This window comes from Xanthomonas sp. NCPPB 3761, assembly GCF_041475705.2.
In the GTDB taxonomy this organism is placed as follows: Bacteria; Pseudomonadota; Gammaproteobacteria; order Xanthomonadales; family Xanthomonadaceae; genus Xanthomonas; species Xanthomonas phaseoli.
Map to the genome: position 1 here is coordinate 292,915 of NZ_CM191262.1, position 19,606 is coordinate 312,520.

Consider the following 19,606-nt stretch of genomic DNA (forward strand, 5'->3'; position numbering starts at 1 on the left):
GTGGCTCCGTCAGGCGGTGCGTTCGAACAACTCGCGGCCGATCAGCATGCGCCGGATTTCCGAGGTGCCCGCGCCAATCTCGTACAACTTGGCATCGCGCCACAGGCGTCCGGTGGGGTATTCGTTGATGTAGCCGTTGCCGCCCAGCACCTGGATGGCCTGGCCGGTCAGCCAGGTTGCCTTCTCGGCGGCGTAAAGGATGGCGCCGGCTGCATCCTGGCGGGTGGTGCGCCCGGCATCGCAGGCGCGTGCCACCGCATAGACATACGCGCGGCAGGCGTTGAGCCCCACGTACATGTCGGCCAGCTTGGCCTGCATCAACTGGAAGGTGCCGATCGGCTCGCCGAACTGCTTGCGCTCGTGCACGTACGGCAACACCACGTCCATGGCTGCGGCCATCAGCCCCAGTGGCCCGCCGGCCAGCACCACGCGTTCGAAATCCAGCCCGGACATCAGTACACGCACGCCGCCGTTGAGCGTGCCGAGCACGTTTTCCGCCGGCACTTCGCAATCGGTGAATACCAGCTCGCAGGTGTTGGAGCCGCGCATGCCCAGCTTGTCCAGCTTCTGTGCGGTGGAAAAGCCCGGCATGCCCTTCTCGACGATGAAGGCGGTGATGCCGCGCGCGCCGGCGTCCGGGTCGGTCTTGGCGTACACCACCAGCACGTCGGCATCCGGGCCGTTGGTGATCCACATCTTGCTGCCGTTGAGCACAAAGCGGTCGCCGCGCGCATCGGCGCGCAGCTTCATCGACACCACGTCCGAACCGGAGCCGGCTTCGCTCATCGCCAGCGCGCCCACATGCTCGCCACTGCACAGCTTGGGCAGGTAGCGTTGCTTCTGCTCGTGGCTGGCGTTCTTACGTAGCTGGTTCAGGCACAGATTGGAGTGTGCGCCATACGACAGCCCGATCGCGCCGCCAGCACGCGAAATCTCTTCCATCGCCACCACGTGCGCCAGATAGCCCATGCCGCTTCCGCCGTATTCTTCTTCGACGGTCAGGCCGAGCAGGCCTTGCTCGCCGAGCAGGCGCCAGAGCTGGCCGGGGAACACGTTATCGTGGTCGGCTGCCGCGGCCAGCGGAGCGATATGGTGGCTGGCGAAGGCGGCCACGCTTTCGCGCAGCAGGTCGATCTCTTCGCCAAGCTCGAAGTTCAAGGACGGCACATGCATGCAACAACTCCACAGGGATCGGGATGTGCCGGGTGGGAGCGGGCGGGCCGCGCGGCGGATGCGGCCAGACTAGCGGTCCGCGACAAAAAAGTGAACTAAAATTCAACTATTGAACCCAGAATCACACCATGGCTTACCGACGCTCCGCCCTGATGGAAGAACGCCTGGCCGGCAACCGCGAGCGCATCCTGCACGCGGCCCGCGTCCTGATCGCCGAAGGCGGCTACCGCAATGCACCGGTCACCGCGGTGGCAGCGGCCGCGGGCGTCTCGACCGGGCAGATTTATCGACATTTCCCATCGAAAGCCGAACTTTTCGTAGAAGTTTTAAACGAGGCAGTACAGCGCGAGATGGCCATCCTGCGTGCCATTGCGGCCACCCAGGCCAGCGCAGCCGAACGTCTGCGTAGCGCAATCGCTACCTTCGTGCGGCGGGCGCTGGCCGGCCCGGCGCTGGCATACGCCTTCATCGCCGAGCCGGTGGAAAGCGAGGTCGACGCCGAGCGCATCCGCGGCCGCCGCCAGTTCGGTGAGGTGTTTCGCCAGCTGCTTGCCGAAGGCGTGGCGGCCGGGGAGTTTCCGCAGCAGTCGCTGGACGCCGCGGCTGCCTGCATCGTCGGCGCGTTCACCGAGGCCTTGGTGGGGCCGATCGCCCCCAGCCGTGGCGATCCGCACCAGGGCGAGCAACTGGTCGAAGCGATCTGCAGCTTCTGTCTGCGTGCGGTAGGGGCAGCGCAAGCGGGCAGCTGACAGTGCACTGACCACGCACGGAGATGTGCCTCCCAGATACAGCTGACTGTGCATATACTGTGCACCTACCCTGCCGGAGCCGTGCGATGGTCGCCGTTCTCAATCCCCTGGCCTTGACCGAACGCCTGCGCGTGCCGGACCGGACCATCTTGTCGCCGTCGGCCATGGCCGGCCTGCTGGATCTTTCGCAACAGGAACTGGCCGAGCTGGCCGGCGTGCATCGCAACAGCCTGCGCGTGCACCCGGAAAGCCCGCGCGTGCAGGACTTGCTGCGCAATTTGTCGCGGCTGCTGGTGGCGATGGCGCAGGTGCAACCGGACGAGCGCCAGGTGGTGTTCCACCTCAAGAACACGCCGATTCCGGCGTTCGAGTTCGCCACCTTGCTGGAAGTGGTCAAGCAGGGGCGCACCGACGATGCGCTGACCTATCTGCGCACGGTCGCCGCAGGGGCGGCCGGTTGAAGCTGAGCGCCCCGGCGCACTGCACGCTCTATCGCGCCTTTACCCCGCGCTGGGCCGCCGAACCGCTGAGCGGTGCCGGTGCGGCGCGCTCGGGTGGGCGTTTCAATCGCTTCGGCCAGCCGGCGCTCTATCTGTCGCTGCAACTGGAAACCACCGCGGCCGAATATGCCCATGCCGCCCCGTTCCTGCCACCGTTGACGCTGGTCAGTTACGCCGCCGATCTTCCGGCATTGGCCGATCTGCGTTTGCTCGATGCCAGCTGGGATGCGGTGTGGGCCGACTGGGCCGACGACTGGCGCAAGGCGCTGGTCAACAAGATCGAACCGGTGAGCTGGGTGCTCGGCGACCTGCTGCGCGAAGCAGAGATTCCTGGCGTGATCTTCCCCAGCATGGCGCGGCCGGCAGGCGTCAACGTGGTGCTGTTTCTGGACATGCTGCAGCCCGAGCGCGTGCTGCAGGTGCTTGACGATGGCCGCCTGCCGCGCGATGGCCGCAGCTGGGGTGATCCGCCGACCGTTGAGCTCGGCGATCCGGTCGAACGATGACGCGTGTTCCTTATGCTGGTCGTTGCCGCCGGGTCGGCATGCAAACGCACGCAGCAGGCATCTGACAGCTGCGCCCCACCTTCAACCAAGCAGCACCTGCACCACACCCGCCAGCACCGGTGCGGCCACTGCGGCCGGCACGATCGCGCCGCGCCGATACGGCAGCAGCCACAGCGACAACACCGCCGCACTGGCGGTCAACGTGCCCAGCCATAGCACTGCGCCGATGCCCCAACCCTGCGCATGCACCGCCAACGCGAAGGTGAGACACAGCAGCAACCACCCCACCACACGCAACTGGCGCGACCGTGTGGTGCCCAGCAGGCGGCCGCGCAACTGCTGCTGATGCTTGTCCATCGCCAGGCACAGCGCAGCAAAGCCGGAAAAATTCAACGCCAGCAACAGCAGCACGCTCATGCGCCTTCCTGGAGCGGCGCGGTCGGCGTTGCGGCAACAGCGCGCGCGCGTCGCGCCGAAGCCGGCTGCGGCGCTTTCCAACGCTGCAAGCGAAAGCCGGCGATGCCCAGGCACAGGCCCAGGAACAGGCACACCAGATCCACACCAGCCAGTGCCCATTGCCCGGCCGGCAGCGTCACGCCCAGGTGCACATCGGTGGTGAGTGCGTTGAGCACCGGCACCAGCGCGAACAACGCCGCGCCCAGATACAACTGCCAGCTCCACATCCCACGCCGTGGCCACGCGAATGCCGCCAGCAATGCCGTGGCCCACGCAGCAAAAAACACATTGGCCTCCATCGCTGCGCGCGCATCCAGGTTCACCGGCAACACGCGGTTGGCCCAGAAGAAACTGGCGAAGGCGATCGGCAAACCGGCCACGGTGCCGATATTGAGTGCGTCCACCAGGCGCAGGCCGAAGCCGATGCGCCCGGCTTTCAAATGCTTGGGGCGTTCTTTCACCGCCCACATCACCACCCCGCTGGCCACCATCAGGCAGCCCAGCAGGCCGGAGCCGAAAAACAGCGCGCGCAGCCATGGACCGGCGAAATGGGCCAGATGCAGACCCACCATCACCCCACGCGTCTGGCTGGCACCGCCCGGCGGCCCGCTGCGTTGCAGGCGCTCGCCACTCACTGCATCGAACAGGATGGAGGGCACGTCGGTGGACAGGTTGTCGGCCAATTGGCTCACCCCGACGGCAGCATGCGCATCGTTGGGCAGCGACACCGCCACGTTGCCTGCCTCGCCACCACGCCAGTCGCTGCGCGCACGTGCCACGAACTGCTCCAGCGGCAGCATGCGCGCCGGTATGCCCGCGGCCTTGCGCGTATCGGCCACACGATTGGCCGCCTCGTCGTAGAAGCGCATCTCATCGCCTGCATAGCGCGCCTTGATGCCCCACGGCAGGTACATGAACATCAAGGTCACGATGCCGGTATAGGTAATCATCGCGTGGTACGGCAACGCGGTCACCGCGCTGACGTTGTGGAAATCCAGCCACGACCGCAGCCCCTTGCCCGGGTGGAAGGTAAAGAAGTCCTTGAAGATTTTCTTGTGCGTGATCACCCCGCTGATGATCGCCACCAGCATGAACATCGCGCAGAACCCCACGATGTAGCGCGCCCACATCACCGGCACGTAGTGCAGGTCGAAATGCAGCCGGTAGAAGAATTCGCCGCCCAGCGTGTCGCGTGCAGCGATGTCCTTGCCGGTGGCCGGGTCGATGATGGCGGTGCCGTACAGTTGCCGGCGCTCTGCCGGTTTGCCGTCGGCGGGCGCGGGATTCTGCCAGTACATGCTCACCACCGGAGTGCGCGGATCCGGCAAGGTGATGTTCCAGCTCACCGCATCGGCTGCGTGTGTCTGCAGATACTGCTCGGCGCTGCGCAGTGCGGTGGCGGTGCTCACGGTAGTGGCGGGCAGTTCCGGGCGCATCCAGCGGCTGATTTCGTCGCGGTAATAACTGGCCGTGCCACCCATGAAGATCAGCAGCAAGACCCAGCCGACCAGTAGCCCGGTCCAGGTGTGGAGCCACGCCATCGATTGGCGAAAACCCTGCTTCATGCCGCGCTCCGTTGCAGCCACGCGGCCAGCGCAAACAGCAGCGCCGCCGGCACCGCGATGCCGGCCCAGGCACGCCACACGCTGGCGGTGGCGAAGGCCCACAACGGCGCACACGCGCACACCACGATCCCGATCAGCATGCTGGTCAATACCGCTTCGCTGCGGGGCATCGGCAACACCAGCGCCAGCGACAGATTGGTGGCGCTGGCCAGCGCGTAGCCACCGAAGATGGCTGCCAGCGTGCGCGCAAGCACGCCCAGCCAGGGGCGCCTGAACCAGCCAAGCGGCAGGGGCGATGCGCTGGACATCACGCCACCGCGCGCAATGGACGTGGAGCAAGCGCCACAGCGCAGCGCCACGTCGCCAGGCCGGGTGGGCCGGCAACCGCAAGTGGTTCCCGCTTATGCCGTAGGACGCGCAAGCCAGGAGTCGCCGCGGCGCAGCAGCGACGCCTGTTCCATGCGTGCACGGGAGCTGTGCCGACCATGCTTACTCGGCCAGGAACGTCAGCGTGCTGATGTGATGCACCATCGATACCTGCTTGCCGGCGATCTCGCGCTTCACCGGTTCCTTGTTGGTGGCCACCAGGATGTGGCGGCCCGCCCGCAGCGTGGGCAGCGTCACCTGGCCCTTGGCATCGGAGGTCAGCGTCTTCTGCCATTTCTGCGGGTCGATCACCGTCACGTCCACCTTGGGCAGTGGCTTATTGCGATACAGCACGGTCAGCGTATTGCTGTTGGCAGCGGTGGGGACCAGTTCGAAATCGAGCTTTGCAGCCGCTGTGGTACGGCCGGCGCGTGCGTAATAGCTCACCGTCTCGAAACCGCCGGCTTCGCCCTTCCATGGCTCGAACACGCTGTCGTCGCTCAACCACGCATCGCCGCTGCCGGCCAGCGGCGCGGTCAGGAACTCGGTCCCGCGCTGCAGTGGACCGGCCTTGCCGGTAGTGCCGAATACGCTTGGTTTGACGACGCGCTTGATCTCGTCTTCGCCGTGGTCCAGCGCGTCCTGCGCCGGCTCACCGAAGAAGATGCGCACCGGGCCGCTGCCGTCGCGCTCGATCCAGATTTCGTGGGCCTGGGCAGACAGGCTGATGCTGGCCAAGGCCAGGCAGGACAGCAGGAAGGATTTCATCGCGACGACTCCTCAAGGACGGGACCGGCGAGGCGAGAACCGCGCCACCGTGGTTGTTGGGAATGATACGCAATTCCCACAACGCAGACCAATGCGCGGTATGCGGCGCTGCGGCAATTGACCCGCCGAGGCGAGCGTGCCCACGCACAGAAGCATCCACCCACCGGGCACGCAGCGCCCATCGCTGCGAAAACTGTCATGCAGGCTGGTCAGACTGGCGCAAAGTGTGCTCTATACTGCGGCGCTAGCAGAGGTCTTCGACCAACAGCCAGGGGTGAGCGCGTGCGGAATTACGACCTCGAGTTCCTGAAAAAATTCTCGATGGTGATCGGTTTACTCGTGGTGATCACCCTGGGCCTGATCGCCCTGGCAGCGTATTTGCAACGCGCTATCCCCGACGAAGTCTCGCCCACTGCCGCAAAACGCGTGCTGCAACGCATTGCGCCTGCCGGCGCGGTCTATGCCGGTGCCACTGGCGCGTCCGCGCAGGCCGCAGCCCAGGCCGCAGCGCTGGCCAAGGCCGCCTCGCAGTCCGCTTACGGCGGTACGACCGACGGCAAGACCATCTTCAACAACCTGTGCACCGCCTGCCACACCACCGGTGTCGGCAAGGCGCCCACGCTGGACCATTCGCATTGGGATGCACGCATCGCACAGGGCAAGGACGCCTTGTACAAGCACGCGATCGAGGGCTACACCGGTCCGGATGGCGGCATCATGCCTCCCAAGGGCGGCAACCCGGCGCTGACCGAAGAGCAGGTACGCGCCACCGTCGACTGGATGCTGGGCAACCTCAAGTAGGGCTTGGCAGGTTGGCGGGGGAGGATGGGGTTGCGATTTCCCGCCTGGTACCGCGCATTGGCTGCGTGGCGTACCCGATCCAACGCGTCGCCCGCAGACGTGACCTAGGCGCTGCAGCACCGCATCAGTGCACGCGTTAGCCGCATCGCGGTTGCGCAGCGCACGTGCCTGGCGGTCATTCCCCCTGGTTTGCTAGCCTGTTTCCGCGCTTTTTCGTTATCACGCGCCGCCTTCCGGGCGGCGTTTGCGTTTGATCCACTCATCGGAGTCGTTCGATGTCGCCTCGCCCGCTGGTTGTGCTCGGTTTGATTGGTCTGTTGGCCCCGTTGCTGTGCAGCGCTGCCGATGGTGCCGCGCAGCGGCTCTCGATTGCCGACGTGCAGGGCGAAGACAGCCGCAGCCCGTACGACGGCCGCGTGGTGGAGGTGGAAGGCATCGTCACCGCCGATACGCGCGTGGGGCTGGCCGGCCTGTTCGTGCAGCAGCCCGGGTTCGAACCGCGGCGCTCGCATGGCCTGTTCGTTACCGGGGCCGGCAATGCCGAGCTGGCGGTGGGCGACCGCGTGCGCATCGTCGGCACCGTGCGCGAGGTCTCGGCAGGTGGCGAGGCGAGCCTGACCAGCGTGGACGCCAGCAGCATCGAGCGGCTTGCCAGCGGCCAGCCGGTGCCGGTGCGCATGCTCAGCGGCCCGCCGGCCAACTGGGAAGCGCTGGAAGGCGAACACGTGCGTATCGCCTCGCTCACGCTCAATGGCAGCGACCGCCTGGACACCTATGGCGAGCTGGTCGCCGCGTTCGGCGGACGTCTGTGGCAGCCGAGCGAGGTCGCCGCTGCCGGCACGCCGGCGTTCGCGCAGGTGCAGGCCGATAACGCACGCCGTCGCGTGTTGCTGGACGATGCGCGCAACGGCCGCAGCCCGAAGACGGTGTCGTATCTGCCGGCCGATCCGGTGTTGCGCAGCGGCAGCTTGCTCAAATCGGTCGATGGCATCGTCGATCAACGCTACGACGGCAACTACCGCATCCAGGTGCTGAGCCCGCTGACCTTGCCGGCGATGCCCACAGCCGTTGCACCGCAGGTGGGCGGCGATCTGCGTATTGCCTCGTTCAACCTGGAGAATTTCTTCAACGGCAATGGCCGTGGCGGTGGCTTCCCGACCAAGCGTGGCGCACGCACGCACGAACAGTTCCAGGCGCAGCTGGCCAAGCTGGTCGCCACCATCGTGCCCCTGGGCGCCGACGTGGCTGCGCTGATGGAAGTGGAAAACGACGGCAACGGCGCCGATGCGGCCGTCTCGCAACTGGTGGCCGCGCTCAACGCCGCCGGCAAGGACAAGGATTGGCAGTTCGTCGATACCGGCAGCGGCCCGGGCGAGGATGCGATCCGGGTCGGCATCCTCTATCGCAGCTCGCAGGTCACCCCGGTCGGCAAGCCGGCCACGCTGACCGGCGGGCCGTTCGAGAACCACAGTCGCGTGCCGCTGGCACAGGCGTTCCGCAGTGCGCGCGGCGCCACCTTCGTGGTGGTCGCCAATCACTTCAAGTCCAAGGGCTGCGGCAACGCCAGCGGTGCCGACGCCGATCAGCAGGACGGCCAGGCCTGCTGGAATGCCACCCGTACCGAATCGGCCAAGCGGTTGCACCAGTGGCTGCAGACCGACCCCACTGGGGCGCAGACCAAGCTCGCCGTGCTGCTGGGCGACTTCAATGCCTATGCGATGGAAATGCCGATGCGCAGCCTGCGCGCCAGCGGCTGGCAGGACGCGTTTGCCGTGGCCGGCGTGAAGCAGCCCTACAGCTACGTGTACGACGGCCTGAGCGGGCGGCTGGACCATGCCTTGCTCAGCCCGGCGATGGCCAAGCAGCTGCGTGGCGCGGCCGAATGGCATATCAATGCCGATGTCATGGACGCGGCCGGCTACCTCAAGCGCAACCTGCCCGGGCCGTGGCGCAGCTCCGATCACGACCCGGTGTTGCTGGGTTTTTCGCTGTAGCGCTGCCGATCATGGCTGTGCAGGCTGCGTGCGTGCCTGGGCAAATCGGGGACGAGCGTACTGCTGCAAACCGGCCGCTCATCGATGATTGCGTAGGCCGCCGTCAAGCCAAGCGGACGCGGCGGACGAGGACGCGAAGGTGATCACGGCGGCAGCATGCTGCACGCCGACGCCGACGCCGACGTGGTGCACGGCATGCATTGAGGTGTTCGAGCGCCAGCAGGGCGCGCATCGACCGGCGGATGCGTGTGCAACTTCACTTCCGCCTGGCGCCGCTCCAGCAATGGCGCCGTACGCCGAACGGCCGCTAGTTCGCGCACGCCCCATGTCGGCGACGCAGCCTCAGATTGAGCAGATGCGTGCTGGCCAGCAGCAGGCTGCCGGCGACCGTGACCGCTGTCTCCAGCGCATCGCCGACCAGGCCGCTCGCTCCAATCGCCAGCCCGGCCAGTCCGCACAGCGCCAGCACCCAGACCGGCGCCGGCAGCGCGTGCCGGCGATGCGTACTCCATAGCGCGTAGCCGCTCATCGGCACCGCCGCCGTGGCGAACACCACGTGGACCCACTCGGCCCGGCTCCAGGCGCCCAGCAGCGGCAGCGTGGCCGCCAGCAGCGGCAGGGCCAGGCAATGCAATAGGCACAACCCGGACAAGGCGATGGCCGAGCTGTCCAGCAGGGAGGCGGTGGCGCGCATCAGAAGCATCCGGTCGATTAATGTTATAGAGTAACACCTCTCTCCCGCCAGGCTCTCAGGATGTCTCTGTCCCCCAAGCGCGATGCGCGCCTTCCCGTCACCGTGTTGTCCGGCTTCCTGGGTGCGGGCAAGACCACCTTGCTCAATCGCATCCTGCACAACCGCGACGGCTTGCGGGTGGCGGTGATCGTCAACGATATGAGCGAGGTCAACATCGACGCGCAGCTGGTTCGCGAGGGCGGCGCGGCGTTGCGGCGCACCGAAGAGACGCTGGTGGAATTCAGTAACGGCTGCATCTGCTGCACGCTGCGCGACGATTTGCTGCAGGAAGTGCGGCGGCTGGCCGAGCAGGGCCGCTACGACTATCTGCTGATTGAATCGACCGGTATTGCCGAGCCGATGCCGGTGGCAGCCACCTTCGCGGTGCGCGATGCCGATGGTTTCAGCCTGTCGGACATCGCCCGGCTCGACACCATGGTGACGGTGGTGGACGGCAGCCGTTTCCTGGAGGACTTCGGCTCGGCTGCCACATTGGCCGAACTGGGCCAGCAGGCCGGCCCGGACGACACGCGCGGGCTGGTGCAGTTGCTGGGCGAACAGGTGGAGTTCGCCGATGTGCTGGTGATCAGCAAGTGCGACCGCATCGACGCGCCGCAGCGGCAACGCCTTCGCGCCGTGCTGCGTGCGCTCAACCGCGACGCGGCAATCGTGGATGCCGCGCACGGGGATGTGCCGCTGCAGCAGCTGCTGGACACCGGGCGTTTCGATTTCACCCGTGCGCAGCTGGCGCCGGGCTGGATGCAGGAGCTGCGCGGCCAGCACACGCCCGAGACCGAGGAATACGGCATCAGCAGCTTCGTGTACCGCGCACGCCGGCCATTCCATCCACAGCGCTTCGCGCGCATGGTGCACAGTGGCTTGCCGCAGGTGATCCGCAGCAAGGGCTTCTTCTGGCTGGCCAGTCGCATGGATTGGGTCGGCGAGTTGTCCAGCGTGGGCGGCGCCACCCAGACCAGCGCGGCCGGGTTCTGGTTCGCTGCGCGCCACCGTGTGGATGCGCAGGCGGTCGGCCAGCCGCTGCAGACGAGCGTCACGCCGCTGCCCTACACCGATATCGGCTGGCAACGGCAACAGACGCAGTGCTGGACCGCGCCACTGCCGCAACCGCACGAGGTGGGCGATGCCAACGAATACGCCGCGATGCAGCGGCTGTGGCATCCGCTCTGGGGCGACCGCCGCCAGGAGCTGGCGGTGATCGGCGTGGACATGGATGCACCGCGTACACGCGCCGCGCTGGACGCGTGCCTGCTCAGCGATCAGGAACTACGGCAGGGGCCGGCGCAATGGCAACTGCTGGACGACCCGTTCCCGCACTGGGCGCGTTGACGCCAGCACTGCTGCTACCTGCCAGGCGAGTTGCTGCCATCGGCAGCCTCATCGCGCTGGCGACATCCAAGTTTGAGGTCAACGGCGCGCCGTGTCGTGGCTGGCTCCGAGGCCTAAGCGGGCACTGGCGCCCGCGCATGCTTGCGCGCAACGAGGAAGTGCTCAATAGAAATAGCCGTTTTCGAACTGTTCCTGTTGGGCATCACGTTCGCTCTGCTCCATTCGCGCACGCTCCTGCGCGGTCGTGGGAATGCTGTCCATCAAGCGTGGCGCACCCATCCGGTGCAGCTGGTCGTCGGTGCGCTTGACGATCTCTTCCAGTGCCAGCACGTTGGTGTAGCCCTGCATCATGCGTTCCAGGCGTTCGATCTTGTCGGGCTCAGCACCGCTCTCCTTCAAGGATTCCAGGCGCCGCTGTGCGCGCGTGTGATACCTGGCCATCTTGGTCATGTCGATATTCTCGCGACGGACCGCAAGCAACGCACGGCGATTGGACTGCATCACATCCTGCTGGACCATGGCCAGCCGACTAGTGGTGGTTCTCGGTGCAGCGATCTTCTCCAATGGCGCCAGCGCCGCCAACATTCCATCGAGCTGCCGATCGCGCACGGCGTCGCGCTCGGCGATCAGGGCTGCACGCATCTCGAACACCGCTCGCTCTTCCGTGCCGGGGGCGCGGCGCTCTTTGTAGAGACGCTGCCTGATGCGGTGGCACTGCGCGTTCAGCGCGGCCAATTCCAGATTCATGTTGCGCACCGGGCGTGGCCGCCTGGACGGCGAGGGCCGCGCCGGTATCGCCGCGCTCGGGGATGCAGCCGGCGCCGGCCGCAGCGGGGGCATTGGCTGCTGCGGCTGCCGTAGCTGATCGCGCCTGGCTGCACTTGGAAGATGTTGTTGCCACGGTTGCCCGGGGCCGTCTTGAGGTCGTTGGGGGCGCTCTGCAGTGCGTGCCGTCGGCAGCGGCTGCTGTCTGAGCGTTGCGGTCTGCCTCGGTTCCCCACTGCGCGGCGCTGGCACTGCGGTAGGCGCCTTCCATCGTGCCTCGACGCGCGCCTGCGGTCGCGTTGAGGGTTGGCCTATTTCGCGCCTGGCACCGTGATGTGCGGGTGCGGGTGCAGGTGCAGGTGCAATCTGCGTAGGCTGGCTCTGCGCCGTTTTTGTGGCTGGCGCTGTCATGCACATCAACGGCAACTGTTTGCGTAGCGTTGCCAGCGACTTGCGTGCCGATGCCAGCATGCCTTGCCGCAATTTGGCCGCCCCCTGCGCGGTGCCGGCCTTGGGCGCGTAAGACAGTGGGTGCAACGAAGGCGTGGCCGCAGCGGACGTGTTCGGATCGGTGGCTGCCGGATTGAGCGGCTCCGGGGCAACTGGATGAGTGCTGCGAAAGAGCGAAGTCAGGCGCATCACAAACTCCCGCGGGAATGCACGCTCATGCTAGCGACCGCCAAGCGGCGCGGAAGGCCGATGGCGAACCGACGTCGCGCAGGCCGAAAGCCCGCGTCAACCCAGACCGATTCCCCAGGCGATCGCCGCGATGGCCGGTGCGGCCAGTGCCAGCCCCAACCAGCCGCGCAGGCCCAGGCGTTCGGCAAATCCTAATTTGCCCACCATTGCCCCCAACACGACCACACCCAGATTCATGCTGGCAAAGACGATCGCCGGGCTGTGCGGCAGCAGCTGGTGCGCACGTACGTAACAGAGAATGTTGCCGAAATTGAGCGCACCCAACAGCACGCCGGCTAGCATGCTGCGCGTGCTCAGGCGTGCGCCACGTGTCCAACGCACGCTCTGCACGCCAAGCATCAGCAAGAAGGCCAGCGCAAAGCACAACGTCAACGAGGTCAGCGATGGTGTCCCGGCCTGCGCGATGTGCTTGAGCAGCAGGTCGATGAGCGCAAAGCCCATCCAGACGCCAATCAGCCAGGGCAGGCCGGTTGTGCTCGGCAGTGGATCGGTCGCGACGTGCTGACGGGGGCGTCGCACGATGCACACGATGGCCACCATGCCCAGCGCAAGACCTGCCAGCTTCCAGCCATTGACCGGTTCGCCGAAAACGGTGAAGGCGGCGGCCAACGAGAGCACCAACGACAAGCGTTGCGCAACATCGGTGCGCACGATGCCGGCCACCGCGACCGACCGCGCCAGCACCAGGAAGATGGAGGGCAGCGCCACGGCCAGCAACAGCAATGCCAACCAGGGCGCGGTCGTGGAGCGCAGCGTGTCCAGCGCAGGATGCAGGACCAGCCAGGCCAGGAGTGCAGCGGTGGCGTAGTTCCAGGTAATGGCCTGAAACACGTCGATCCGGTGGCGTGGCGCAAGCTTCAACAGCACCGACACCAGGACACTGCAGACAACGGCAAACAGCAGAAAATGCATGGGCAACGCAACGAAGTGTGCAGGCAGGGCGATGAACGCGGCCGGCGGGGCGGCTATTATGCAGGCATGTCCAATCCTTCATTCCCCACCGAATCGGCTGCGTTGACCTTGGAGGGGCCGGTCGGCCCGCTGGATGTTGCGGTCGATCTGCCCGAGCCGGATGTTGCCGCACACGCGGTCACCGCCATCTTCTGCCATCCGCTCTCCACCGAGGGCGGCAGCATGCACAACAAGGTCGTCACCATGGCCGCGCGCGCGCTGCGCGAGCTGGGCATCACCGTGGTGCGCTTCAATTTCCGCAGCGTCGGCAATTCTGCCGGTGCGTTCGACCATGGCAATGGCGAGCAGGACGATCTGCGCGCGGTTGCCGACTGGGTGCGTGCGCAGCGGCCAGGCCATACGTTGTGGTTGGGCGGTTTCAGCTTCGGCGCATATGTTTCGCTGCGCGCCGCCGGCTCGCTCGAACCGCAGGTGCTGATCTCGATCGCGCCACCGGCCGGGCGCTGGGATTTCAGCGACATCCAGCCGCCGGCGCAATGGTTGGTGATCCAGGGTGATGCCGACGAAATCGTCGACCCGCAAGCGGTCTACGACTGGCTGGACACGCTGGAACAGCAACCCGAGCTGGTTCGGATGCCCGATACCAGCCATTTCTTCCACCGCAAATTGATCGACCTGCGCGGTGCGATCCAGCATGGTGTCCGGCGCTGGTTGCCGGCCGCCGTCTGACCGCGGCACGGCCCACGCGTATCGCCAGGCGATGCGCTGTTGAGCGGTCCGGGCAACAGCCGGCGGCCCGCGGAGAATGCAATGAGTGAGATGACCCCGTCGCAGCGCTACGCCGCCGGCGTACAACGCGGCGATTGGCGCGCCGACCCTGCGCAGCAGGCGGCCCTGGCGGAGCTGGACCGCATCCACGAGGCGCTGGTGGACAGCGCGCAGGATGGTTGGCTGGACCGGCTGTCGGCATTCTGGAAGAAGCCCGAGCCGGTGCGCGGCTTGTACTTCTGGGGCGGTGTCGGACGCGGCAAGACCTTTCTGGTCGATCTGTTCTACGACGGCCTGCCGATCAAGCAGAAATACCGCACCCACTTCCACCGTTTCATGCGCGGCGTGCACGAGCAGTTGCGCGAGCACGCCGGTCAAAGCGATCCGCTGGCACGCATCGCCCAGCAGTGGCGCGAGAACCTGCGCGTGCTGGTGCTGGACGAATTCTTCGTCACCGATATCGGCGATGCGATGCTGCTGGCACGCTTGCTCGAACGTTTGTTCGCCGAAGGCGTGACGCTGGTGACCACGTCCAACACCGCGCCGGAAAACCTCTATGCCAACGGCTTGCAGCGCGACAGTTTCATGCCGGCGATCGGGTTGTTGCAGAAGTTCTGCGTGGAGCTTTACGCCGAAGGCACCGAGGATTACCGCATGCGCGCACTGACGCGTTCGCCGGTGTATCGCGCGCCATTGGATGCACAGGCCGACGACTGGCTTGCGCAGCGTTGGGCCGAGTTGAGCGGCAACGCCGAGGCGCGTGCCGGCAATATCGAAATCGAAGCACGCAAGATTCCGGTGCGCGCACGCGGCAAGAGCATCGCCTGGTTCGATTTTGCTGCGCTATGCGAAGGTCCGCGCGGACCTAGCGACTACATCGAGATTGCGCGCGAATTCACCACCGTCTTGCTGGGCGGCATTCCGCACTTCGACCGCATGAACGAAGACGCCGCGCGCCGCTTCGTCAACCTGATCGACGAGCTGTACGACCGCCATGTCAATCTGGTCTGCACTGCGCAGGACGCACCGCCGTCCTTGTACAGCGGCCAGCGCCTGGCCGGTGCGTTCGAGCGCACCGCTTCGCGCCTGATCGAAATGCAGAGCGCCGATTACCTGGCAACGGCGCATCGCGCGTGAGCGGATGATGGGGTAGGCGAGGGCCTGCGCGGTAGCCATTGCCGTGCATGTGCGGCCGTGGCACTGCACTGCCGGTGAAGTGATCGCTCAACATCGGCTGACGACGAGGGTCGGGGTTGTTGCTGGTGCGTCTTTCAATTCCTTCGTGGATCCAATGAGGCGCCGCGGGGGCTGCCGGGCGCATCCGGCGATCGTGATGCGTGCAGCCGCATGTCACCGGCGGCTGGCCTCTTGCTTCCAGCGCTGATCCTCCTGCAGCGCGACTGCGACGGTCTCAGCTCCCAGTCAGCGTCCGACGTTCTGGCCGAGATGGCCGATGGTCCCTCACGGAGCCAAGCCGCAGAGGACATTCAGATAAATCGCTTGCAATTAGATCGTGCACTATATAAATTGCAACCATGGACACCACCACGGCCACCACCGCCCGCACCGATACGCTGCTGCAGCTCGACAACCAGCTGTGCTTTGCGTTGTATTCGGCCAACCTGGCGATGCACAAGCTCTACCGCGGCTTGCTGAAGGCGTTGGACCTGACCTATCCGCAATACCTGGTCATGCTGGTGCTGTGGGAGACCGACGAACGCAGCGTGTCGGAGATCGGTGAGCGCCTGTACCTGGATTCGGCCACGCTGACGCCGCTGCTCAAGCGCCTGCAGGCGGCCGGGTTGGTGACCCGCACGCGGGCGGCCAGCGACGAGCGCCAGGTCATCATCGCGCTGACCGAGACCGGCCGCGCGTTGCGCAGCAAGGCCGGCGCGGTACCGGAACAGGTGTTTTGTGCATCGGCCTGTTCGTTGGACGAACTGCGTCAACTCAAGCAGGAACTGGAGAAGCTACGCTCCAGCCTTGGCGCGGGATGAGCTCCTGGCGCGTCCCATTGCACACGTCGTACACGATTCAATCGTCAACTATTGAACCCCTCATGCGCCCCTAGCGCTCACCCTGGAGAACCACCATGGCCTCACCCGAAAAAGTCCTCTACACCGCCCACGCCACTGCCACCGGCGGCCGCGAAGGCCGTGCCGTGTCCTCGGACAAGGCGCTCGACGCAAAGCTGTCCACCCCGCGCGAGCTCGGCGGCGCCGGCGGCGATGGCACCAACCCGGAGCAGCTGTTCGCGGCCGGTTACGCTGCCTGCTTCATCGGCGCGATGAAGGCCGTGGCCGCACAGGACAAGCTCAAGCTGCCGGGCGAAGTAAGCATCGACAGCAGCGTCGGCATCGGCCAGATCCCGGGCGGCTTCGGCATCGTCGTGGAACTGCGTATCGCCGTGCCCGGCATGGACAAGGCCGAACTGCAGACGCTGGTCGACAAGGCCCATCAGGTCTGCCCGTACTCCAATGCGACCCGCGGCAATATCGACGTCACCCTGACCCTGGCGTAATGCAGGCCAGGCCGTGATGCGCAGCGCGTGTCACGGTTTCAACAACGGCCCGGCGCATGCGTCGGGCCGTTATGCGTTGTGCTCAAGAAGATTGCTGGCTCGCGCATGCGTCTCCAGGCAGGACGCGCCAGCGGGCACTTCGGCGTCGCCCGTGATGGCATGTGCCGCCCGCAGCGCACGCACCGTGTTGCATGGCGAGCGCAACGAGCAGACGCGCGCCAGGCAATACAGGCCGCTTAGCGCGTCGCCGTTGCCACCACGCTAATGGAGGCCGGCGCATCCGGTGGCTGCGGATGCGCGTTGAGCTCCAGCATCTGCAGGCGCTCGCCATTGAAGCGGTACTCCAGCGCTTGCTGCACCGCGTAGAGCGCTTGCGCCTGCACACACAGGCTGCGGGCCTGGGCCTGGAGCGCGTCGCTGCGGCCCTGCATCTGCTGCTGCATCTGTGCATCCAATTGGTCGCCGAGGCGTTCCATCTGCGCAGTGCGTCCGGTCATCACCGTCCACATCACGCTGCGGGTGAGGCTGCCGGCCAGCGCTTCGGCGGCATGTTCGACCTTGGCTTCGAAGCGCTCGTCGAACAGCGCCTGCTCCCATCGCCCGCGTCCGAGGGTACCCGCCACCTGTGCCCGTGCTGCCGTGCGCAATTGCTCGACCTTGCGTTGCTGGCGCGCGCTGCCGGACAGCACGTGCACCACGCCATCGAGCGCATCGAAGGTGATGTCGACGACCGACTGGGCGACCGCCGCCACCGCCGGCATCAACGCGCGCGTGCCTTGCTCCAGCTCGCGCAGGCGTTGCGCGTCGGCGGCGCTGACCGGCTGCGGCTGGCGGTCCACGTTGAGCTCGCCACCGTGGAAAAAGATCTCGCGCGGCAGGCCCTGTTTGCGGCGCAGCCAGATGCCGCCGGTGTCTGCCAGCACGTCGTAGGAGGTGCTGACATCGCATTGCTGCGAAGACAGCCGCGGGGCTGTGGCCTGGGCCTGCGCGGTGCAGGCCAGCAGCAGCCACAACGGTGCGAGAAACACGGTGCTGCGCATGGGAGTGGCCTTGGAATCGGGGTCTGCAGCATTGCGCGCGGTGCAGGTCGCAGCCATGGGAAGGAAGTCAGGGTGCCGTTGGTGCCCCCGACAGGCAGTGGCGGCGAAGCGTGAACCCGGTCGAGCATCGACGCACTGACAGCATTCAAACGACTAGCTCACTTGATTCTCACGGCTGATGGTGTGAATTATGTTGCACAGCAGCATCGGAGCCACGCAATGCTCGACCCACGCATCGAAAAGGTAGACCTGGCGCTTACCGAGATCGCCCAGGACCCATCGGAAAAGGTGGCGCTGTGGCAATGGGCATGCCGCGAGATGCTGCACGAGACGCTGATCGGCATGCACCAGCTCTCCCACCTGGCCGGCATCGCCCGACAGGTGGCCAACGACTGGCGCGAGCCGGTGGATGTCATCGCACCTGCGAAGCCCTACCTGGCTGCCTCGGCGCTCGCCGACCGCCGTCTGCCACAGGTGCTCGACGGCTTGGGCAGCACACACGACGACAACGACCGCGCCACCCTGTGGCGGTTGCGTTATGCGAGCCTGATCGCCTCGACCCTGCAAGGCATGCAGGCGCTTGCCGAAAAGCACCGCATCGACCGCCAGGCGATGGCGATCGGACCGTTGAACTAGCGGCAATCGGTCCGCGCCCTCGGAATCCTGCGTGTCTTGCACTTAGCAGCCGACGTTTGCGCGTCCGGCGGAACCGGCGCGCGATCGAACAGCATCACCGGATCATCTTCAACCCCAGGTTTTTGCACGGATGGTGCATGACGGTCTGGTCTTGCGCGCAGGTCGCCGTGCGGCGCAGCCGCATTCCACCGTCTGCCAACAACGTCTCGCGCAGGCGGGCCGCCACCGGCCTATCAGGGCGATGACGGCGCAGAAACGAAATCGATCAGGCAGCTGTTCGTCTGAATCGAAGTGTGTTCATCTCGCTCCCACAACAGGCGGGCGCCAACCGCGCCGATACCAGAAAGTCTGCCTTGCATTGGTTCGGGCGTTGGTGACAAAACGCTTCAGCCTTGCGTGAGGCGTTGGCGCCCAGCTCAGGGGCGGGCGACCCAATGCATCCAGGCGTGCTGCGTCTTTCAGGATCGCTGACGTCGTGCGCGGGGAGACCGGCTGTGCGTCATCCAGCCCGTAGGCTTGCCGTGCAGCATCGGCGGCCAGAGCCTTACGCGTCCGCGGCGCGAGCTCCTGCAGCCGCTGACGCGTACGTTCGGCCAGATCGGGGCCGATGACCGGAGTCGAGGCATAGACCTTGCGAGGTACTGGCGGGGTGCGAAGGACGCTCTCCACACTGCGCAGATGTGCATGGAACTCGGTTTGCGGATCCTCGATTTCGGCTTGCAATGCGTTGGTCCTGGCCAGCGCATCGATTGCACCCGGCTGGTCGAAGCGCTCAATCACAGTGGTATGTGTGCCGTATGTTCCGGCCCAGCGCGAATCCCTGAGCAGAACCGCCGGACCGTCGGACCACGAGTCGAGAACGACGGCCGAGTCGTCCGCCTCTGCCGAGCCCGGGGGCTGATACAGCGCGTACATGTGGGCGCAATCATCGTCAAAGACGTTCATTATCTGCCCGCCACTCTCCATGCGGACCGCATGCCGGCGCGTGTTGATCGCCGCGTTTTGGTCACAATTGCCTGCGCTGACAGCCAGCGCGCAACCTGCCATCAAATTGATGTCATGTTTACCGGGCCAGTAAGAGAGGAAACTGTAAGAGAGGTAACTACAGGTGGAGCTGCACCCCTTGCTGAGCCGTAAATCGTCATCGATATTTCCTCGTCCATGGTGCAAGGCCAGCCGCACCTCGTGCACCGTCTCCGTCGCATCGGCCAGGCGTTGACGGTCGCGAACGTCTTAGATGGGTCTGCCGCTGAGGCGCATGCCGAATTGGTAGGCGGCTTGCTGAACTTCGTGCGGCTGCAGGGTCA

21 protein-coding genes are annotated in these 19,606 nt (G+C 66.0%); 11 read left to right on the plus strand and 10 right to left on the minus strand.

The features are described from left to right. Positions 1-9: 9 nt before the first annotated feature. Positions 10-1,173 carry an isovaleryl-CoA dehydrogenase gene (locus ACCQ00_RS01285; protein ID WP_039574712.1) on the minus strand — a complete coding sequence of 388 codons (1,164 nt, stop codon included), beginning with the start codon at positions 1,171-1,173 and terminating at the stop codon, positions 10-12. Between the two features lie 128 nt (positions 1,174-1,301). Between ACCQ00_RS01285 and ACCQ00_RS01290 the strand changes: the two genes are divergently transcribed. From ACCQ00_RS01290 to ACCQ00_RS01300, 3 genes are all read left to right on the plus strand, one after another. Further along, complete coding sequence (locus ACCQ00_RS01290; protein WP_039574033.1) at positions 1,302-1,922, plus strand: TetR/AcrR family transcriptional regulator; 621 nt, start codon at positions 1,302-1,304, stop codon at positions 1,920-1,922. Between the two features lie 86 nt (positions 1,923-2,008). After that, entirely contained in the window at positions 2,009-2,383 is a 375-nt protein-coding gene (locus tag ACCQ00_RS01295) for a hypothetical protein (protein ID WP_017156918.1), read from the plus strand. Next, entirely contained in the window at positions 2,380-2,928 is a 549-nt protein-coding gene (locus ACCQ00_RS01300) for an RES family NAD+ phosphorylase (RefSeq protein WP_039583791.1), read from the plus strand. Before ACCQ00_RS01295 ends, ACCQ00_RS01300 begins: the two co-directional genes overlap by 4 nt. An 81-nt stretch (positions 2,929-3,009) precedes the next feature. On the opposite strand, the gene ACCQ00_RS01305 is transcribed toward ACCQ00_RS01300, so the two are convergent. The 4 genes from ACCQ00_RS01305 to ACCQ00_RS01320 all read right to left on the minus strand — a co-directional run bounded on the left by ACCQ00_RS01305 (position 3,010) and on the right by ACCQ00_RS01320 (position 6,083). Continuing rightward, positions 3,010-3,345 carry a DUF3325 domain-containing protein gene (locus ACCQ00_RS01305; RefSeq protein ID WP_039574041.1) on the minus strand — a complete coding sequence of 112 codons (336 nt, stop codon included), beginning with the start codon at positions 3,343-3,345 and terminating at the stop codon, positions 3,010-3,012. After that, positions 3,342-4,949, minus strand: coding sequence for a PepSY-associated TM helix domain-containing protein (locus ACCQ00_RS01310; protein WP_039574043.1), 1,608 nt, complete (start codon positions 4,947-4,949; stop codon positions 3,342-3,344). Before ACCQ00_RS01310 ends, ACCQ00_RS01305 begins: the two co-directional genes overlap by 4 nt. After that, on the minus strand, positions 4,946-5,257 hold the full coding sequence (locus ACCQ00_RS01315) for a DUF3649 domain-containing protein (RefSeq protein WP_017156922.1): 312 nt from the start codon (positions 5,255-5,257) through the stop codon (positions 4,946-4,948). The genes ACCQ00_RS01310 and ACCQ00_RS01315 overlap by 4 nt, the downstream gene beginning before the upstream one ends. A 181-nt stretch (positions 5,258-5,438) precedes the next feature. Beyond that, the gene (locus ACCQ00_RS01320; protein WP_017156923.1) at positions 5,439-6,083 is read right to left on the minus strand and encodes a hypothetical protein; all 645 of its coding nucleotides are present in this window, start codon (positions 6,081-6,083) and stop codon (positions 5,439-5,441) included. A 282-nt stretch (positions 6,084-6,365) separates the two neighbouring features. On the opposite strand from ACCQ00_RS01320, the gene ACCQ00_RS01325 reads away from it, so the two are divergent. Then, positions 6,366-6,884: a c-type cytochrome gene (locus tag ACCQ00_RS01325; protein ID WP_039574045.1), complete on the plus strand. Its 519-nt coding sequence runs from the start codon at positions 6,366-6,368 to the stop codon at positions 6,882-6,884. Positions 6,885-7,159: 275 nt separating this feature from the next. Further along, positions 7,160-8,878 carry an ExeM/NucH family extracellular endonuclease gene (locus tag ACCQ00_RS01330; RefSeq protein ID WP_039574047.1) on the plus strand — a complete coding sequence of 573 codons (1,719 nt, stop codon included), beginning with the start codon at positions 7,160-7,162 and terminating at the stop codon, positions 8,876-8,878. A gap of 307 nt (positions 8,879-9,185) precedes the next feature. Here ACCQ00_RS01330 and ACCQ00_RS01335 read toward each other — a convergent pair whose 3' ends face one another. Further along, positions 9,186-9,581, minus strand: coding sequence for a MerC family mercury resistance protein (locus tag ACCQ00_RS01335; protein WP_099800122.1), 396 nt, complete (start codon positions 9,579-9,581; stop codon positions 9,186-9,188). 51 nt (positions 9,582-9,632) lie between these two features. Between ACCQ00_RS01335 and ACCQ00_RS01340 the strand changes: the two genes are divergently transcribed. Next, entirely contained in the window at positions 9,633-10,958 is a 1,326-nt protein-coding gene (locus ACCQ00_RS01340; protein WP_039574051.1) for a GTP-binding protein, read from the plus strand. Positions 10,959-11,120: 162 nt separating this feature from the next. Here the strand turns inward: ACCQ00_RS01340 and xopR are convergent, their stop codons facing one another. Both xopR and ACCQ00_RS01350 read right to left on the minus strand, forming a co-directional pair. Next, the gene (gene xopR / locus ACCQ00_RS01345; RefSeq protein WP_269468890.1) at positions 11,121-12,362 is read right to left on the minus strand and encodes a type III secretion system effector protein XopR; all 1,242 of its coding nucleotides are present in this window, start codon (positions 12,360-12,362) and stop codon (positions 11,121-11,123) included. 96 nt (positions 12,363-12,458) lie between these two features. Then, entirely contained in the window at positions 12,459-13,334 is an 876-nt protein-coding gene (locus ACCQ00_RS01350) for an EamA family transporter (protein WP_039574059.1), read from the minus strand. A 66-nt stretch (positions 13,335-13,400) separates the two neighbouring features. Between ACCQ00_RS01350 and ACCQ00_RS01355 the strand changes: the two genes are divergently transcribed. The 4 genes from ACCQ00_RS01355 to ACCQ00_RS01370 all read left to right on the plus strand — a co-directional run bounded on the left by ACCQ00_RS01355 (position 13,401) and on the right by ACCQ00_RS01370 (position 16,623). Next, the gene (locus ACCQ00_RS01355; protein ID WP_039574163.1) at positions 13,401-14,063 is read left to right on the plus strand and encodes an alpha/beta hydrolase; all 663 of its coding nucleotides are present in this window, start codon (positions 13,401-13,403) and stop codon (positions 14,061-14,063) included. Between the two features lie 81 nt (positions 14,064-14,144). Further along, positions 14,145-15,239, plus strand: a complete 1,095-nt coding sequence (gene zapE / locus ACCQ00_RS01360) for a cell division protein ZapE (protein WP_039574062.1) — start codon at positions 14,145-14,147, stop codon at positions 15,237-15,239. A 398-nt stretch (positions 15,240-15,637) separates the two neighbouring features. Continuing rightward, complete coding sequence (locus ACCQ00_RS01365; RefSeq protein ID WP_039574071.1) at positions 15,638-16,099, plus strand: MarR family winged helix-turn-helix transcriptional regulator; 462 nt, start codon at positions 15,638-15,640, stop codon at positions 16,097-16,099. Positions 16,100-16,194: 95 nt separating this feature from the next. Beyond that, the gene (locus ACCQ00_RS01370; RefSeq protein WP_003488682.1) at positions 16,195-16,623 is read left to right on the plus strand and encodes an organic hydroperoxide resistance protein; all 429 of its coding nucleotides are present in this window, start codon (positions 16,195-16,197) and stop codon (positions 16,621-16,623) included. Between the two features lie 236 nt (positions 16,624-16,859). Here ACCQ00_RS01370 and ACCQ00_RS01375 read toward each other — a convergent pair whose 3' ends face one another. Continuing rightward, positions 16,860-17,720 (minus strand): DUF2884 family protein, encoded by an 861-nt coding sequence (locus ACCQ00_RS01375; RefSeq protein WP_039574075.1) that lies wholly within the window; start codon positions 17,718-17,720, stop codon positions 16,860-16,862. Between the two features lie 162 nt (positions 17,721-17,882). Here ACCQ00_RS01375 and ACCQ00_RS01380 point away from each other — a divergent pair, with 162 nt between their 5' ends. Beyond that, positions 17,883-18,299 carry a hypothetical protein gene (locus tag ACCQ00_RS01380; RefSeq protein WP_005928480.1) on the plus strand — a complete coding sequence of 139 codons (417 nt, stop codon included), beginning with the start codon at positions 17,883-17,885 and terminating at the stop codon, positions 18,297-18,299. Positions 18,300-18,596: 297 nt separating this feature from the next. Here ACCQ00_RS01380 and xopE read toward each other — a convergent pair whose 3' ends face one another. After that, positions 18,597-19,511 carry a XopE/AvrPphe family type III secretion system effector gene (xopE, locus tag ACCQ00_RS01385; protein ID WP_236493349.1) on the minus strand — a complete coding sequence of 305 codons (915 nt, stop codon included), beginning with the start codon at positions 19,509-19,511 and terminating at the stop codon, positions 18,597-18,599. Positions 19,512-19,606 lie beyond the last annotated feature (95 nt).